The organism is Loktanella sp. Alg231-35 (assembly GCF_900143545.1).
Lineage (GTDB): Bacteria > Pseudomonadota > Alphaproteobacteria > Rhodobacterales > Rhodobacteraceae > Yoonia.
Window position 1 is genome coordinate 145,099 of the sequence record NZ_FREV01000008.1, and the last position, 16,435, is coordinate 161,533.

Annotated in this window: 22 protein-coding genes; 14 read left to right on the top strand and 8 right to left on the bottom strand. The window is 55.6% G+C overall.

The window, feature by feature from the left end; all coding sequences use genetic code 11:
- The first annotated feature begins 61 nt into the window (after positions 1-61).
- From DHN10_RS17585 to DHN10_RS20045, 3 genes are all read left to right on the top strand, one after another.
- Entirely contained in the window at positions 62-1,207 is a 1,146-nt protein-coding gene (locus tag DHN10_RS17585; RefSeq protein WP_108816665.1) for an exonuclease SbcCD subunit D, read from the top strand.
- Positions 1,208-1,224: 17 nt separating this feature from the next.
- Positions 1,225-4,263 (top strand): AAA family ATPase, encoded by a 3,039-nt coding sequence (locus DHN10_RS17590; protein ID WP_234417176.1) that lies wholly within the window; start codon positions 1,225-1,227, stop codon positions 4,261-4,263.
- A gap of 153 nt (positions 4,264-4,416) precedes the next feature.
- A complete protein-coding gene (locus DHN10_RS20045) occupies positions 4,417-4,569 on the top strand; it encodes an HNH endonuclease domain-containing protein (RefSeq protein ID WP_234417185.1) in 153 nt (50 codons plus the stop codon).
- A gap of 96 nt (positions 4,570-4,665) precedes the next feature.
- On the opposite strand, the gene DHN10_RS17600 is transcribed toward DHN10_RS20045, so the two are convergent.
- The 3 genes from DHN10_RS17600 to DHN10_RS17610 all read right to left on the bottom strand — a co-directional run bounded on the left by DHN10_RS17600 (position 4,666) and on the right by DHN10_RS17610 (position 7,561).
- Positions 4,666-6,008 (bottom strand): IS3 family transposase gene (locus DHN10_RS17600; RefSeq protein ID WP_373456722.1). Its coding sequence is split into 2 segments (ribosomal slippage): positions 4,666-5,681 and positions 5,681-6,008, totalling 1,344 coding nucleotides; the frame shifts between segments, so codons are not numbered across the junction.
- 218 nt (positions 6,009-6,226) lie between these two features.
- Complete coding sequence (locus tag DHN10_RS20230; protein WP_108816669.1) at positions 6,227-6,787, bottom strand: CDP-alcohol phosphatidyltransferase family protein; 561 nt, start codon at positions 6,785-6,787, stop codon at positions 6,227-6,229.
- 360 nt (positions 6,788-7,147) lie between these two features.
- Complete coding sequence (locus tag DHN10_RS17610) at positions 7,148-7,561, bottom strand: MerR family transcriptional regulator (RefSeq protein ID WP_108816670.1); 414 nt, start codon at positions 7,559-7,561, stop codon at positions 7,148-7,150.
- A gap of 293 nt (positions 7,562-7,854) precedes the next feature.
- Here DHN10_RS17610 and merF point away from each other — a divergent pair, with 293 nt between their 5' ends.
- Together merF and DHN10_RS20055 are read left to right on the top strand one after the other, a co-directional pair.
- Positions 7,855-8,196 carry a mercury resistance system transport protein MerF gene (gene merF, locus DHN10_RS20050; protein ID WP_234417177.1) on the top strand — a complete coding sequence of 114 codons (342 nt, stop codon included), beginning with the start codon at positions 7,855-7,857 and terminating at the stop codon, positions 8,194-8,196.
- Positions 8,172-8,399 (top strand): GDCCVxC domain-containing (seleno)protein, encoded by a 228-nt coding sequence (locus DHN10_RS20055; RefSeq protein WP_072936797.1) that lies wholly within the window; start codon positions 8,172-8,174, stop codon positions 8,397-8,399. Before merF ends, DHN10_RS20055 begins: the two co-directional genes overlap by 25 nt.
- Positions 8,400-8,411: 12 nt before the next feature.
- Here the strand turns inward: DHN10_RS20055 and DHN10_RS17630 are convergent, their stop codons facing one another.
- Both DHN10_RS17630 and DHN10_RS17635 read right to left on the bottom strand, forming a co-directional pair.
- Entirely contained in the window at positions 8,412-8,813 is a 402-nt protein-coding gene (locus DHN10_RS17630; protein WP_108816672.1) for a glyoxalase superfamily protein, read from the bottom strand.
- Positions 8,814-8,919: 106 nt separating this feature from the next.
- Positions 8,920-9,336, bottom strand: a complete 417-nt coding sequence (locus DHN10_RS17635) for a MerR family transcriptional regulator (RefSeq protein WP_038006129.1) — start codon at positions 9,334-9,336, stop codon at positions 8,920-8,922.
- 74 nt (positions 9,337-9,410) lie between these two features.
- On the opposite strand from DHN10_RS17635, the gene DHN10_RS17640 reads away from it, so the two are divergent.
- Together DHN10_RS17640 and DHN10_RS17645 are read left to right on the top strand one after the other, a co-directional pair.
- The gene (locus tag DHN10_RS17640; protein WP_108816673.1) at positions 9,411-10,046 is read left to right on the top strand and encodes a cation transporter; all 636 of its coding nucleotides are present in this window, start codon (positions 9,411-9,413) and stop codon (positions 10,044-10,046) included.
- 41 nt (positions 10,047-10,087) lie between these two features.
- Positions 10,088-10,594 (top strand): methyltransferase family protein, encoded by a 507-nt coding sequence (locus DHN10_RS17645; protein WP_159087063.1) that lies wholly within the window; start codon positions 10,088-10,090, stop codon positions 10,592-10,594.
- A gap of 61 nt (positions 10,595-10,655) precedes the next feature.
- Here the strand turns inward: DHN10_RS17645 and DHN10_RS20235 are convergent, their stop codons facing one another.
- Positions 10,656-11,093 (bottom strand): GFA family protein, encoded by a 438-nt coding sequence (locus DHN10_RS20235; protein WP_373456723.1) that lies wholly within the window; start codon positions 11,091-11,093, stop codon positions 10,656-10,658.
- Positions 11,094-11,198: 105 nt separating this feature from the next.
- The gene (locus DHN10_RS17655) at positions 11,199-11,741 is read right to left on the bottom strand and encodes a Crp/Fnr family transcriptional regulator (RefSeq protein WP_108816675.1); all 543 of its coding nucleotides are present in this window, start codon (positions 11,739-11,741) and stop codon (positions 11,199-11,201) included.
- 77 nt (positions 11,742-11,818) lie between these two features.
- Between DHN10_RS17655 and DHN10_RS17660 the strand changes: the two genes are divergently transcribed.
- From DHN10_RS17660 to DHN10_RS17685, 6 genes are all read left to right on the top strand, one after another.
- On the top strand, positions 11,819-12,415 hold the full coding sequence (locus tag DHN10_RS17660) for a hypothetical protein (protein ID WP_159087064.1): 597 nt from the start codon (positions 11,819-11,821) through the stop codon (positions 12,413-12,415).
- Positions 12,416-12,479: 64 nt separating this feature from the next.
- A complete protein-coding gene (locus DHN10_RS17665; protein WP_108816677.1) occupies positions 12,480-12,815 on the top strand; it encodes a hypothetical protein in 336 nt (111 codons plus the stop codon).
- A gap of 58 nt (positions 12,816-12,873) precedes the next feature.
- Positions 12,874-13,341 (top strand): DUF411 domain-containing protein, encoded by a 468-nt coding sequence (locus DHN10_RS17670; RefSeq protein WP_037969029.1) that lies wholly within the window; start codon positions 12,874-12,876, stop codon positions 13,339-13,341.
- Positions 13,341-13,805, top strand: coding sequence for a c-type cytochrome (locus tag DHN10_RS17675; protein ID WP_108816678.1), 465 nt, complete (start codon positions 13,341-13,343; stop codon positions 13,803-13,805). The genes DHN10_RS17670 and DHN10_RS17675 overlap by 1 nt, the downstream gene beginning before the upstream one ends.
- A 12-nt stretch (positions 13,806-13,817) precedes the next feature.
- A complete protein-coding gene (locus DHN10_RS17680) occupies positions 13,818-14,162 on the top strand; it encodes a copper resistance CopC family protein (protein WP_234417178.1) in 345 nt (114 codons plus the stop codon).
- The gene (locus DHN10_RS17685) at positions 14,159-15,037 is read left to right on the top strand and encodes a CopD family protein (RefSeq protein ID WP_108816679.1); all 879 of its coding nucleotides are present in this window, start codon (positions 14,159-14,161) and stop codon (positions 15,035-15,037) included. The genes DHN10_RS17680 and DHN10_RS17685 overlap by 4 nt, the downstream gene beginning before the upstream one ends.
- 4 nt (positions 15,038-15,041) lie before the next feature.
- Here the strand turns inward: DHN10_RS17685 and DHN10_RS17690 are convergent, their stop codons facing one another.
- The gene (locus DHN10_RS17690; RefSeq protein ID WP_108816680.1) at positions 15,042-15,314 is read right to left on the bottom strand and encodes a metal-sensitive transcriptional regulator; all 273 of its coding nucleotides are present in this window, start codon (positions 15,312-15,314) and stop codon (positions 15,042-15,044) included.
- A 153-nt stretch (positions 15,315-15,467) separates the two neighbouring features.
- Between DHN10_RS17690 and DHN10_RS17695 the strand changes: the two genes are divergently transcribed.
- Entirely contained in the window at positions 15,468-16,253 is a 786-nt protein-coding gene (locus tag DHN10_RS17695; protein ID WP_025054238.1) for a MauE/DoxX family redox-associated membrane protein, read from the top strand.
- The last annotated feature ends 182 nt before the right edge of the window (positions 16,254-16,435 follow it).

The window sequence follows — 16,435 nt, forward strand, 5'->3', positions numbered from 1 at the left end:
ATCTTGACTCTGTGGTTTTGTCCATATTAAAATTATACGTATAAAAAATAACGGTGCAAACATGAGAGTTCTCCATACAGCAGACTGGCATCTGGGAAAGACCTTGCGGGGCGTCTCACTTCACGAGGATCACGCACATGTTCTCGACCAGGTGTTCAAGGCCGTCGTGGACGAGGGCATCGAGGTTCTGCTTATCGCTGGCGATGTCTACGACAAAGCGTCCCCATCCGAAGCCGCAATGAAGCTCTATAGTGATTTCCTAGAGCGCGTTCACGAACAGACTGATGCGGCCATCGTTGTCATCGCGGGTAACCACGACTCCGGCCAACGTCTTGGGACCGCGTCCAAGCTTTTCGATCGCCGACGTATTCTGGTCCGTGGCCCGATCGAGCGAGATGAGACGCCGCTGGTCCTAGAGGATGAACATGGCAAGATCGCGATCTCGGCGCTTCCCTACGGAGAGATCTATGCCGCCCGTCGCGCCTTTGAGGCAGAAGACATCCGGTCGCCGGAGGACGTTCTCCGGGCGCAGATCGAGGCCGCAAGGACGCGCGTGCCAGATGATGCTCGCTGGATCGTCGTGGCCCATGCCTTCGTAACAAACTGCCAACCGACGGAGACTGAGAGGCGGCTGTCGGTCGGTACGGTGGAGACCGTGTCGGCAGCGATTTTTGAAGATGCGAACTACGTTGCGCTCGGCCACCTTCACCGTCCGCAAACCGCGGGTGGGAACACGATCCGATACAGCGGCTCTCCTTTGGCCTTCGGGTTCGATGAAGCGGGCACGACGAAATCGATGACAGTCTTTGACCTTGACGGGCAGGGGCAGGTGATCAATCTGAAAACGGTGGACTTCGAGCCTTTGAGACATGTCCGTGAGGTCAAGGGGCTTCTGGAGGATCTCGTTTCTGAGGCGAAGGCTAATCCGAGCGAAGACTACATCCGGGCGATTCTTCGGGACGACGGGGCCTTAATCGAGCCGGCCGCTCAGCTGCGGCCACACTATCCGAACATTCTGCAGACCTTGCGAGAGAAAAAGCAGGACCTCGTAATGAGTAGCGCCGGCCGGGCGCAGTCAAGGCTCGACGATCCCGTCGGCGTCATCGGTGAATTCCTGACCTATGTCCGCGGCGAAGGCGCAACGGAACATGAGGAGGGCGTCGTAAAGAGTGTGCTCGACCGCCCGGTGCTGGAGGACGCGAAATGAGGCCAATCCGACTGACGATGACAGCGTTCGGCCCATATGCCGGAACCGAGGTCGTTGAATTCACGGCGGCGCTCGATGCCGGGATCTTTGGCATTTACGGCGAAACCGGCGCGGGAAAGACCACGATCTTCGATGGTATCTCCTTCGCCCTGTTTGGACAGTCCTCCGGGGCAGAGCGCAGCGCAGAGGACATGATTTGCCATCACGCACACGCAACCGATATCACCAAGGTCGAACTCGTCTTCGATCTCGGCAACGAACGATATGTCGTTCAACGCGTTCCCAAGCAGCAGCGCGCGGCGCTACGTGGATCAGGCACCACGACCGAACCGCACCAGGCTTACCTTTTTCGGGCGACCGGCATGCCTTTGGCTGAAATTGCAGGCGATAATCTCGGTGACGTCGTGGCCGAGAAACAGGTCAACAAGGTCGATCCCGAGATAGAGGCGCTTCTGGGCTACAATGCTGCCCAGTTCCGTCAGATCGTGCTGTTGCCCCAGGGCGACTTCCGCAAAATCCTGACCGCGCCAAGCGATGAGCGCTCCCCGATCCTGAAACGCCTGTTCGACGTCCAGATGTACGAACGCTTTGCGGATCGCATCAAACGCGATGCCGCCGACCTCTACCGTCAAATCAATGATGACCGCGTCCGGCGCGACACGCATCTGGGTAATCTGAGCGAAGAACAACTGGCCGACGAGATTGGTTCGATGGGCGAAGAGGTCTCTTCACTCGAGACTACCGTGAAAGCAGAGACCGAAACGCTGGTGCAATGTCAGAAGGCTTTGTCTGCTGGAGAGGGTCTGGCAGAAAAGTTCGAAGCGAGGGGAGCGGCTGAGACAGAGAAGGCAACGCTCGAGTCTGCAAGTGAGGTGGTTGAGGAGACCAAGTCCCGTCTTGCAAAGGCGCGTGCGGCCCAAATTGTTCTGGTCGCTGAGTCTGCGATGCGAGCTGCGGGCGAGGAGGCCGGTGCCGCTCAGACCCGTCACGCTACAGCTAAGGTAAGTTTGTCTTCTGCTCAATCGGCCCTGAGCGTGGCCCAAGAAGCGCTCAATCGGACGGAGCAGCAGAAGGATAATCGCGACGCTGCCCATGCAAAGGTGCTGGAATTGGAGCGTTTCGAAAAGACGCTTGGCCAATCCCGCACCCTCCTAGCGGATCTCGAGGCGGCGAAACTGGCGACGAAGTCGGCGGTTGAGAAGCAGGCGACGGCAGAACGCAACCGAACGAACGCCGAGCAAACACTCACGACGCTCCGCAACCTCCAGAAAGAGCAGCCGGCGCACGTGCGCACCCTTCAAGAGGCAGGCAATGTTCTGGCGGCGGTGGAACGTGAGGCCGAGGCTTTAGGTCGTTATGAAACGGCCAAGTCCAGGCGCGGTCTGCAGGCAGGTGAAGTCGACCGCTTGCAGACCGAGTATGAAAGGCGGAGTGCCCATCTCGAAGTCTGCAAGACCGCCCTGGAACGCGCGGAACAGGATTTGACCGAGATACAGGCGCTCCACGTGGCGAGGAAACTTCTTCCCGCAGAGCCCTGTCCGGCTTGTGGATCGCTTGACCACCCCAATCCAGCGATCGGCGATCCCGAGCGCCGCGGTCGCCATGACCAGTTCGAGCAGGCGTCGCGGGAGCTTCGTAGCGCCGAACGCGATGAGATCGAAGCGAAGACCGCACTGGCTGCGGCGAGGTCATCTCTGACCGAAAGGCAGACCGAACTTGATGCCCTCGACCGTCCGGAACGGGATCGGCAGAGCCTCGATCCGGTTCTGGCAGAAGCACGTGACCGGAGGATTGCACTGGAAGCGGACGCCCGATTTGTCGATCTCGAAAGCAAGATCGCCACGGCCGAAACGGCCGCCGGGGAGACAACTTCCCATTATGAGCACGCGCGCCAGGAGGTTTCTGAGGCCAGAGACGCGGAGACACGCGCGCAGACTTCCTACGACACCCTTCTGCGAGATGTGCCCGAGAATTGGCGGCAAGGCGGTGCCTTGGCCTCAGCCCTGTCAGCCGCTGTTTCTGCGCAAGGCGAACTCGTCGCTGCCCACGAGACGGCGATAAACGGTGAAAAGGCGGCCGCTGTCGCCCTTAGTGCCGCAGAGCAAGGTGAGATGAGTGCTGTCGCAGATGTCGACCGAACAGCCCAAGCATTTACAAACGCCCAGGCGGAGTTCACCGAGAGGCTTGGAACGGCGGGGCTGGATGAGGCCGGGTTAAAAGTTGCAAAGGCTGACGTCGCGCAGTCCGACGCGCTCGAGGAACAGATCAACTCATTCAACGAGCGCGTTGCTGCCAACAAGGCCCAACTCGAACGACTGGCGAACGAAATCGGTGATCGAAGCCCTCCAGATGTCGAGGCGTTGACGGCTGCTAAAGAATCCGCACAGTCGAAGCTGGAAACCAGTCAGCAGACTCACACTCGCTTGCAGCGCGACTTGGAAGCAAAGCTCGAAACGCAACGAAAAGTCGAAGCGCTTTCCGCCCGTATCACTACCCTCGAGGCGGAGTACGGTCCGGTTGGCGGCCTGGCAGACCTGGTCAACGGCAATAATGAGCGGAAGGTTCGGCTCCCGGACTTTGCAATTGCCGCGATGTTCGATGAGGTTCTCGTCGCCGCCAATCAACGGCTCGCTCCCATGACGGGCGGACGTTACCAGCTCCTCCGCCCGGAAGATGCTGTTGGAGGGCGACAGAAACGTGGGTTGGATATCGCCGTCTTCGACGCCAACACCGAGAAGTCGCGACCCACAAAGACGCTGTCCGGCGGCGAGGGATTTCAGGCCTCGCTTGCCCTTGCCCTGGGTCTCTCCGATGTCGTTCAGCAGAACAGTGGTGGAATCAAGCTCGATGCGATTTTCATCGATGAGGGCTTCGGCACCTTGGACGAAGACACTCTGAACACCGCGCTTGAGACGCTTTACGAACTGACCAACGACAAGCGGTCGGTGGGGCTGATCTCCCATACCGAACAGGTGAAATCCATGATCACCGGCGGGTTTGACATCGAAGTCACGCCGTCCGGTTCCCACATCCACACGCGGAGATCCGCGGCATAACCAAAGGAGTTCTCAATGCCGTATTCTACAAATCCCAAAGCCCAGCACGTTTGGAACAAAGCACGACCCGTCAAAGGCAAAAATCCCAACCTTTATAGACGGGATGCGCAAGGCAACGTGATCTACAAGCCTGCCTACAACCGAGACAGCCTCATGGGTTGGCAGGTTGATCACATCTGGCCAAGATCAAAAGGTGGCTCGGATGCGCGGCGTAATCTTCAAGCCCTTCAAACTGGCGCAAACAAGCGCAAATCGAACAAGACGCCGAGAAGGGCGAAGGCATCGTCTCGGAAGCGCCGGTGGTAAGTCTTGTATGCGAGACGGCGAGTGTCCGTCGTCAGGGTTTTTGGGACCAAGAGCGGCCTAACCTAAGAGAGCGTTTGGCTCATCTGGTTGGTTTGATTATGCGGCGTGCTGGCGGTGATGCAAGCGGCGCGTTTCGAGCGTCTTTCGTTTGATCCTTTCTCGTTGTTTTAGAATGGCTTTGTCACGCCCGAAGTAGACGTCCGCGGGTGTGACGTTGTTGATGCTCTCGTGATACCGCTGATGATTGTAGTGGTCGACGAAGGCTTCGATCTGGGCCTCAAGATCGCCCGGCAGGAAGTAGTTTTCCAGCAGGATGCGGTTCTTCAATGTCTGATGCCATCGTTCGATCTTGCCTTGGGTTTGCGGATGATACGGCGCACCGCGCGAGTGCTTCATGCCTTTGTCTTGCAGCCATTCTGCCAGATCCCCTGAGACGTAACTGGATCCGTTGTCGCTGAGCAGACGTGGCTTGTGAACGACGTGGACTTGGTCGCAGCCGGATGCCCGCAATGCGAGGTCAAGCGTATCGGTAACGTCTTCAGCCCGCATGTTGGTGCAGAGCTTCCAGGAGACGATGTAGCGGCTGTAATCGTCGAGAACCGTGCTGAGATAGAACCAACCCCAGCCCAATACCTTGATGTAGGTGAAGTCTGTTTGCCAAAGCTGATTGATCCCAGTTGTCTTGTCTTTGAACTCGTTGGCAGCCTTCAGCACGATGAACGCAGGGCTGGTGATCAGATCATGGGCCTTCAGTGTCCGATACACCGTGGATTCCGAGACAAAATAACGCTCCTCATCAGTGAACGTCACCGCCAGCTCGCGCGGTGACAGTTCCGTCTCCTGCAACGCGAAGTCGACCACCTTGCGCTTCACCTCGTCGGGCACCCGGTTCCAGACGTGTTTTGGCTTGGGAGATTGATCCTGCAATCCGGCCTCGCCACGCTGCAGATACCGGTCATACCACCGATAGAAAGTGGTGCGAGGGATCCCGAGTTTGGCCAACGTCATGCGGGCCGACAGATGGCTTTCCTCAACCAGCCGGATGATCTCCAACTTCTCTGATGCAGGATACCTCATTCGTGGTCGCCCCCATCGCCTGTCATGCTTTTTTTGAGAAGGCGGAGTTCAAGCGTCTGTTCCGCGACGACTTCCTTGAGATCCTTTGCTTCGCGGCGCAGCTCTTTCACCTCATCAGTGTTCGCAGCACGTGCTGTATCGCCTGCCAGACGCCGCTTACCGGCTTCCATGAAGTCTTTCGACCACTTGTAGTAGATGCCTTGGGAGATACCCTCACGGCGGCACAGTTCGGCAATGCTGTCCTCGCCGCGCAGGCCATCCAACACGATTCTGATCTTCTCTTCGGATGAATAGTGCTTGCGGGTTGCCCGCTTGATGTCTTTGACGATCTTCTCGCCAGGGCTCTTCGTTGTCTTTCTCATCTTCCACTCCTCAGTGGCTACGATGAGCAACAAACTCTCACTTAGCAAATTACCCTAATTGGACCCATAAGCGCTGACTTCAGACACATTGGAGAACAGATTCGCGTTTGAGCGAATGTGTTTCGCTATTGCTCGGGCTTCGCCCTATTCGAAATGGCTCCAGACAGCCGTCAACGGTGCAAGAGTGATCCCCGTGATCCTTACGACAATGAAATTGCTTACGTAGTCAATGTTCGCGCCAGTAGGTAAACAGACGTCCAACCAAATATGACAGCAAAACCGGTCGATACGTAGAATACGATCTCAACTGCGGCCGGTGCTTCGATCGTATAGAGCCGCAACCCGGACAGCAGCAGAAAAGCTCCAAACGTCGTCCGAACAGTGCCAGCTTGCCAAAGCGAGACGCTGCGAAAACGAACTAGATTTGTTGTCCTGGTCGGGTCTATTGCCCGCAAGCCGTACAGCAGAAGCTCTCGTGCTATGAGAGCCCACATTGGAAACATAAGTGCCGGGTATTCTCGCGCAATCACAAGGCAAAATGCGATCGTAAAACACTTATCCCCGAGTCCATCGAGAAAATAACCAGCCTCCGTTTCGACCGTCCATTTTCTCGCCAGGTACCCATCGGCAAAATCGGTAAGCAATGCCGTTGTGGCGATAGCCAGAGCAACCCAGTATGCTATTGGCGCAGACGTCGAAAAGACCACCACGAAAACTGCGCTAGCCGGCACTCTGCTTATCGAGAGCAAGTTTGGGATTTGATCCCTGAACGTTGGCATAATTCCTAGTTATCGTAACGGGTAATCTGTCGCGCGAAGCCTGCTCATCCAGTGATGATAATGAGAGGATTGTCCTATCTTAGATTTTCCAGTTCACGCCCGCTGCAGACCTTCGCTGCGCTTGGCACGAATGTCGAAGTGGCGGACAAACCGGACTTATGCAGGCGCGGCTGTTGCTGACGCAGCATTAGTTCGCACGCGCGGCGCGTTCATCGCTGTGTCGCAGCTGATGTCGCCATACCGGTCGATCAGAGGCCCCGATTGTGCCTGAGCCAAGACCGAACTTTCGCCGTACGCTTCGCCAATATGAAAGATGGTGGGACAGAGATACCGTTCGCGAAACTCAAGCTAACGGCTGCTTTACTCGATTAGGCTGCCGCCAAAGCCATCCTTCATCAAAGCGTCCAACATAGGACAAGCCGCAGAGCCATCGTCGCAGTTCTTGGAAAGGCTCAAGAGCGCGTCTTGGAGGCGCACTAAGTTCTCAATCTTGGCGGTGATCTCACCCAGATGGTTCTCAGCCATTGCTTTCACCTCGCCACAGGATCGGTCACTCTGCTCGGTCAGGGATAGAAAGGTCTGAATAATCGAGATCGGGAAGCCCAAATCGCGACACCGGCGCACGAACCTGAGTTTGGCAATTTCATCGGACGAGTATAGCCGACGCCCGCCTGCCGAGCGCCCCGGTTTCGGAACAACACCCTCACGTTCATAATACCGGATCGTTTCGATGTTCACGCCGCTTTGTTCTGACGCTTTGCCGATGGTGAACATTTTGCTTGCTCCTGTAGTGGCTACAGGAAGTAGAAGTGCAAAATGGACATGAATGCAAATCAACAACCCGTGGTAGACACCGGCATCGCTGCCCGCCTAGTGATGCCCTTCGCAGCGCTTTTGGCGCTATTGTCGGCGTCTTGTTGTGTTTTGCCTATCGGCCTTTCGATATTAGGCCTTGGCGGCGCATGGCTCACCATGCTTGGCCCATTCATCGCTTACCGAGGGTTCATTCTTGGCGCTGTCGCGATCGCCCTCGTTTGGGCGTGGTATCGTGTGCTGCGTCGCAAGCCATGCGCAACGCGCAGACGATCTGCAATTGTCTGGACGTCAGTCGCATCTATCGCCTTTTTGATCGCACTGTCTTCGCCGCTCTGGGAGGCGTCAGCGCAGCGTTTTATGTGGGATTTGTGGAGATCGACACGATGAAAAACAAACTACTGGCGCTCGGGGTGGGCGGCACGATTGTGGCGATCCTCTGTTGCTTCACGCCGATCTTGCCGGTCGTGCTTACAGCGCTTGGCCTGACAGGCCTGCTTGGTGTCGTCTACAGCGATGCTGTCTTGCTGCCGATATTGGCAGGATTTCTCATACTCACGGGGTACGCGATATGGCGACAGAAGACGCAAAAGTAGTGCTGCAATCGACTCTCACCTGTCCATCTTGCGGGCACGTTGAAACCGAGACTATGCCGACCGATGCCTGCCAGTGGTTTTATGAATGCAAGTCATGTCAGACCGTCTTGAAACCGCTAGAGGGGGATTGCTGCGTCTACTGTTCTTACGCAACGGTTCCATGTCCACCAATCCAAGAAGGCAAGTCCTGCTGCGGTGTTTAGGTATGCACGGGCTTAATCTGCTTGGGTACCTGTTATCTCGCCGAATACGATTTCTCGGCCATCTGGTGCCATAGCTACAATCTCTCGGCAACCGTATGGCTTGTCGGTGATCGGGCTTTTGAGCTTTGCGCCTCGGCGCTCGAATTCGTCATGCAGCGCTTCTATGTTTTCTACCCAGAAATAGGCCGCCCACCCATGTTTTCGGAATCCAAATGTTCGATGACAAGCAAGCATGATTGTCTGACCATCTCGGTCCAAAGTCACAAATTTTGGACCAGTCCCAATCTCCGTACCAAGTTCAAATCCGAGCCGCTCTACAAAAAAGTCCCGCATCGGTCTTACTGTGCGGCTGTTCACCTGTAGCACTGCGGCGGTTCGTTGGAAGCAAGAGGAAGGGATTTCTTCAGTGTTCATCTTACGACTATTGCCATAACCAACTACCAATACCAGTCAGTCAAGTGACTGACTTAGCAGGTTGGCTAACACCCTTTTTCCGCAACTGTAATTCTGGTTATCGATATCAGTGCTCCCTCTCACAAAGTTCATGATCAGCCAGAGACGCCAAGACATAGCAGTCTTCAGAAACGCCGTGCCCATCACATCCCTTCGAAATTCGCGTGAGTTCCTTTTCCAAAAGCTTGAGCCGTTTGATTTTCGCGCGAACATCTGCAAGCTGCGAAACAGCAATGTCTGTTGCGGCCTCGCACGATCTGTCTGGATGATCCTGTAACTCGATGAGCGATGATATCGCCTCAATCGAAAATCCCAGATCACGAGCGTGACGAATGAAACTCAGTCGTTCCAATCCTTCCTTATCGTAGCGTCTTTGGTTGCCACTCGTGCGCTCGGCTTCTGCCAAAAGTCCCATTTCTTCATAGTAACGAATGGTTGGAACCTTGACCTTTGTGCGTTTTGAAAGCTCGCCGATAGAAAACATGAAGAAACCTCTTGAACCTCTAGTCACTAGAGACATTACACTATCATCAACGTAAGATGAAAGAGGATTCACCCATGTCAGGTTGCTGCGGACACGTCGCCAAGTTTGACGGCGTATCAGACGATTACAAGCGAAGGCTTTGGATCGTCATTGCATTGAACGCGACGATGTTCGCAGTTGAAATGACGGCTGGCCATTTGGCGAAGTCACAGGCGTTGCAAGCCGACGCTCTCGACTTTGCGGGTGATGCAATGACCTATGGCATTTCTCTGGCCGTCATTGGTGCCTCTCTTCGCGCCCGTACCAATGCCGCGCTGTTCAAGGGGTTTAGCCTCTTGTTGATGGGACTTTGGGTCTTCGGATCGACTATCTACCGCGTATTTTATGTCGGAGTTCCCACAGCCGAGATCATGGGTGCAGTAGGCTTTCTGGCATTGCTCACCAACCTTGCCAGTGTATTTTTGTTGGTGCGCTACAAAGACGGTGACGCCAACGTCCGTTCAGTTTGGCTATGCTCGCGCAATGACGCCATCGGCAACGTCGCTGTCATGTTCGCTGCCTTGGGCGTCTGGGGCACTGCAACAGGCTGGCCAGATTTGATCGTGGCAACAATCATGGCAGGACTATTTCTGTCGTCAGCGTTCCAGATCGTGCGCCAAGCCATCGCGGAGCGGCGTGAAATGATCGACCACAAACACGCAGAGGTATGATGCATAGTCTGCTGATTTTTCTAGGTCTGGGGGTTGCCGCTATGACCCTTGCAGCGATCCTCTGGTCGATTGCCTTTCCTGCGCGGCGGATATGGCCGCCCAAGCGCTACACCACACTCACGCCTTTCCTTGTCTGGATTCCCACATTCACGCTGTTTGGGGCTCTCATACTGCTTGGGGTCTGGGGCTGGGGTGATCTTGCCATTCCAAGTTGGGTGCGGTTTGGCGTCGGCCTGCCGCTCATCCTGATCGGCAACATTGTGGTATGGATGGAAGTCTCACATTTCGGGGTGCCGCAGACAGGTGGAGCCAAAGGCACCCTGCGCACCGAAGGCATGTATCGCTACTCGCGGAACCCGCAGTATATGGCTGACATTGGTATCGTCGGTGGCTGGATGATCTTGTCAGCGGCGCTGTGGGCAATGGTAGTCGGATTGGCTGGAATAGCAGTGCTTATTGCCGCACCGTTTTCCGAGGAGCCATGGCTCAAAGATCAGTACGGAAGCGCGTTTGAACAGTACGCGTCACGTGTGGGGAGGTTCTTCTGAGGTACGCAACGAGCCAAAGTCGGATTGCGACTGACACCAAAAATGTAACAACGCTAAAAAGCTAGGCAGGCATTCCATCAGCTGTCGGGAGACTGGGGTCCATTTGATCCCAAGGCTGTGCGCTCTTCACGTAAATGTCACGGCTTGGCTGGTACCAACTCGGATCATCCAAACTTCCCGCGAACAAGATCATTGCTCCTTCGCTTGCCTTGTTGATCAGAAACAGCGGTGATCCACATTCAGAGCAGAAACCGCGAAGCATTGCATGGCCGCGATCAGCTTGGCGCTCGAACCACTTTGGTTCACCTTTCTCAAGCCTGAAATCAGTCTGTTTCACTAGCACAGCTGGAAAATAGGCACTTCCAGTGGCCTGCTGGCAATCGCGGCAATGGCAGTTACCCATGTAGCGGGCAACACCTTCGGATTTGTATCGGACCGCTCCACACGAGCACCCGCCGGAAAACTGCTCAGGCAACGTGATCTTTCCTCTCCAGTTCATTTTAGGAAGGAGAACCAACTACGCAACAACTCATAGTCCTTATCTACCTGGTTTCTGTAGGGCAACGAAAGTCCGCTATCTGAAAATGGGTATTTGCGTCTAGGTTCATGTCTCATCGTCCCGTCGACGCTTCGCAAGTTCGCGATAAAGAGCGGGTGGCGTCACCCCAATCCAATCGGCGACGTGCACCCACCCGCCTTCTTTTGGAGGTCCATTAAGTTCGAGATAGGCATCCAACCGATCTGTTACCTTTCGAAAACGCATGATCTCAATGCGCGTCCGGAGTGCCTGAAGTTCTTTGGTCGTTCGCTCCAATGCCCTCACTGAAAGTTGTTTCCCCGAAGAACCGTTCTCAAAGTCCTTCAGAAGCTGCGCCTTAGGTATGGCCGAAACCTTTGTCGTCCGATCCGTGACCGCATCGCAGTGGTACTGATCTGCAAACAAGGACGCTTCAGCGACCAGATCGCCCCCATTGGCGATATGCAATGTGAGAAGCCCGCCATCTTTCAGAGCACGGCGAAGGAGCACATGGCCTTCTCTTACAAGGAAGGCCATTTCAACCTTATCGTTACGCCGAAAAAGATACTCGCCTGCGTCTAGTGTTCGAACAGATGAGGCTTCGAATGAAGTGAGCCAATGATCTAACATGATTTATATCATGTTTCATGTTGCTCATCATATGCAATGTCTTTGCGCAAATACCGGATCAAACAAGGATTTCAAACATGACAACCAAGCGCTTCGCATTTCTCATGCTGTTCTTGCCCACCTTTGCCTTTGCTCAAAACCACTCTGGAAACCACGGCTCAGCTCCATCGGACTATGCAGGACAAGAAACGCGCCTTATCAAATCCCTTTCTGAGGACGACTTGGAAGAGATCGCACGTGGCGGCGGTTGGGGTCTTGCACGCGCCGCCGAGCTAAATGGCGTTCCCGGACCAACGCATCTCCTTGAGCTTGCCGATGAAATCGGTCTGACCGAAAAGCAGCGCGACGACATCGAGGTGATCCGGGTGCAGATGCGGGCAGACGCCATAACTGCTGGGGAGCGGTTCGTCGCGGCGGAACAATCGCTGGACGAAGCTTTTCAACTTGGTGCGCCGGATGCGGGGACACTTGAGCGGCTGGTGGCGGAAGCAGGTGAGGCGCGGGCAGACTTGCGCCTAGTTCACCTCAACGCGCACCTGCTGACTTTGCCATTGCTGACTGACACTCAAGTGACCCAGTATTCGGTGCTGCGCGGCTACTCAGATGACCCATGTGACGCCGTTCCTGACGGGCATGATCCGGAGATGTGGCGCAACCATAATGGGTGCAACTAGGTTGTCCAACGGCGACACATCCTCGTGACTTGTCAAAACAATATACCCCCAGTAGGTATTTGGTATGTTTCGCTTAGTGCTGTCGATCATTCTTGTTGTTGCGTTCGCCGGTGCTTCCACCGCGTCTGTTATGCATGGCTTGAACTATGGACCGGATCACGCTGATCACCACGCCGAAATGACAGAAAACGATCTGGTGGCTGATGCAGAGAAGGCGCTTGCGGACTGCTGTGATACCACGGGCGGCATGGGATCAACGCCCTGTTTTGGTGATCTTGTAGTCACGGCGGCGATTTTGCCAGTTAGTCCCTCACGCGAAATGGTCATTGGTGTGCTTTATGCCGATTTCGAGTTCTCGAACCTAACACGGGCTGTTCCGACCGGTCCTCCGAAAGTTTGAACGGTAACGGGCGCTTGTCCGCAATCCATTCAACTTTCAAATCAAAGGACCGACAGACATGATCACACGTCGTCACTTCACCAATCTTTCCGCAGCGGCTCTTGTCGTGGCCGCTCTTCCTGCGCGCGCAGGTACGCCTATGCACGTTCTCGCCTCTCCCGGGTGCGGATGCTGTCACGCATGGGCCGATTTGGCCCGCGCGCGCGGCTACGCTGTCACTGTCGCGGAGCTGACCGACCCCGAGGCGCAGAAGTCAGAACGCGGCATACCGCTTGAACTGGCATCCTGTCACACCATTGAAGCGGATGGATATGTCTTCGAAGGGCATGTTCCGTTTGAAGCATTGGAAGCAGTCCTACAGGATCGCCCAGACGTCACCGGGCTTGCCGTTCCGGGCATGCCGATGGGTTCCCCCGGCATGGGAGATGATCCGTCCGCCCGTTACGACGTTATTGCATTTGGCGGAGAGGCGGGCACCGGAACGGTGTACTACCGAGCTGGTACTGCACAGCCCTTCGACACGTGATGGCAAGTCGCAAGGCAGTTCTTATGACCGGCGGGCTCGCGCTCGCCGGTTTCGCCGCCGCCTTTGTCATGGCCCAACCCTCCGATGGGGTCGGTCTGTTGTCACCTGATGACCTTGAAGTGGTCGCCCTTGGTCAGGGCATCTACGTGGCTCAATGTGCTGCGTGCCACGGGGCGCGCCTCGAAGGGCAACCGAACTGGCGGACGCGGGGCGAAGATGGTTTGCTACCAGCACCGCCGCATGACGCGACCGGGCACACGTGGCACCACGACGATGAAACGCTCTTCACCCTAACCAAATATGGGCTTGCCGGACTGATGGAGAATGCACCCCCATCCGGTATGCCTGTCTATGAAGAAGTGCTCAGCGATGAAGAGATCATTGCCGTGCTATCCTTCATTAAATCAACCTGGCCCAGTGATATTCGAGAGCATCACGACAGACTCAATTCCCAGTCCGAATAAAGGAAAATTCAGATGATCAAACAATTTCTTCTTGGCTTGGCCGTCGCAATTGCTCCAATGGTTGCTGCGGCGCATTCCAAATCCGAAGCAACGACACCTGCTGATGGCGCGACTGTCACGGAAGTTTCAGAGCTTTCGATGCGGTTCGATGATCCGATGCGCATCATTTCCGTCACGCTGACTGCAACCGATGATGACATCGAAATCGAACGCGAGACCGGTATGGAACCAACAACGGAATTCCGAGCAGTGCCATTGGAAGAGCTTGCGCCTGGAAGCTACCGTTTCGACTGGCGCGGCATGGCCTCAGACGGTCACCCGATGCAGGGTAACTTCTCTTTTACCGTCGCAGAGTGACTGGACTGGCTTCCATCGACGGTCTTGCCGCTTTAGCCATTGTGGCCAAAGCGATTGGCTATGGCGCGGCTCTGCTCGCGATGGGGGGCGTGCTGTTTTCCTTCGTCTTTGCGAAGCGCGCTGAGGTGTCTGTCTTACGCCTTGCTCGGCAGCTTGCGGTCGGTGCGGCACTGGTTGGCCTCGCGGTCTTGGCTGCACGTTTCGGCATTCGTGCGGCACGCATATCCGGGATGGGTTTTGAGGGAGCAACGGACCCAATGATGCTCGGGTTTGTTTGGGAAAGCCCACTTGGCACCGCCGCGATTTGGCGTGGATTTGGCGAACTTGCGATACTGACGGTATTGGTCCCCCGTGTAGGGCAGTGGATTGCTTTGGTGGGCAGCCTTGCCGTAGCCATATCTTTTGCTCAGGTGGGCCACGCCCTGGGTGACCCCAGGTTGGTTCTTGCTGTCTTGATTGTTCTTCACCTACTGACCGCAGCTTTATGGGTTGGTGCGCTTTTGCCTTTGCGCCGCGCGGCGCTTGCTCCCTCTGGCGTTGATGTGTTGCACCACTTTGGCAATGTCGCTGCTTTCGGAGTGGCCGCCCTGATCCTTGCGGGTACAGCGCTCGCGTGGCTCCTTTCAGGTTCCGTCGCTGCCCTGTTCGGAACAGCCTATGGCTTAGGGCTTTTGTTCAAAGTCGCGATTGTTGCGGTACTTCTGGGCTTTGCGGCTTTCAATAAGGTGAGGCTTGTCCCTGCTATGCGCGCCGAGAAACCTGGCGCAACACATGCTCTGCGCCGTTCTATTTCAGTTGAAATGCTAGCTGTTGTCCTGATCCTGTTGGCAACCGCAACGATCACGAGTGTAACCACACCACCCGTCAATCTCTAACGACCTAGCCTCGCGCCTTGTCGAGCAATTCGAGCAGTTCCGTGAATTTGGCTCGCTGATCCTCTCGGTCCCCCGATGCAAGCGCATCTTCAATGCAGTGTGATGCGTGATCATCTATCACGAGCTTCTCCACGCCCTTGAGCGCTGCCCGCACCGCTGCGATTTGCGTCAACACATCAACGCAATAGCGATCTTCCTCGACCATCCGGGCGATCCCGCGGACCTGTCCTTCAAGGCGATTGAGACGTTTTAGAGTGGCTACGCGATTGTTGTGCATGGCCTTCTTTTCGCATGGTGGCGGAGAAAAAGTCGAGAGAACACGGGATTAAATCTCGCGGTCTTGATTATATACCCTAGGGGGGTATATGGAGCTAAGCAGTGCAAACGCAAGCACCGCACCCGCATACGAAGCACGCAAACGGAGAAGCCAATGCCTAAAGACGCACGCGATGTTGCTGAAATTGAAACAAATCCGGCTGAAGAAGCGGTTGGCAAAACTGCTGTGCTTTACCGAATGGCCTTGCCAGATCATCTATGCCCATCCGGGCAAAAGGCGCGTTGGCTTCTCGAACGTCAGGGCTATGACGTCGATGACCGGCTGTTCCGAACCCGCGCCGAAGTGGATGCCTTCAAGGCTAAGCACGACGTCAATACGACACCCCAGGCCTGGATCGAGGGCGAACGCGTTGGTGGCTACACAGACCTGCGCGAGAAACTAACCGGCTGGGATCCTACAGCAACAACCTATCGACCTGTGTTGTATTTGTTCGCTGTTGCAGCGCTTACCGCAGTGGCACTTTCCATTGGATTTCTCGGAGCAATCACATGGCAGACACTTGGCTGGTTCATCTCGGTGTCGATGATCCTTCTCGGTATGCAGAAACTGCGCGATGTCGAAGGCTTTACCACGATGTTCCTCAACTACGATTTACTCGCGCGAAAATGGGTGCCTTACGCCTATATCTATCCGTTCGTAGAAACCGGCGCGGGTATCCTCATGACCGGGATGATCCTGACCTGGGTGTCCGCGCCCGCTGCGCTCCTGGTTGCGAGTATCGGAGCCATCAGCGTCTTCAAAGCCGTCTACATCGACAAACGCGAGCTGAAATGCGCGTGCGTCGGTGGAAATTCAAACGTACCACTTGGGTTTGTAAGCCTCACCGAGAACCTGATGATGGTTGGTATGGCCGTCGTGATGCTTTGGTTGATGATTTAAAACTAGCGATCAGCAATCAAAGCGGGCCTTAGGATGCAGATCTGGAACGGCATCAATATCCCGCGACCTGTAATTTCGACTCCAAAACCATGCTGCGGCATCCTGGAATGGCGGTTTCTCCCGCCGCGCGACAGCATGAGGTTTTCGCTCATGCCGCATTTTCCTCGCTGCGAGCGCACGCA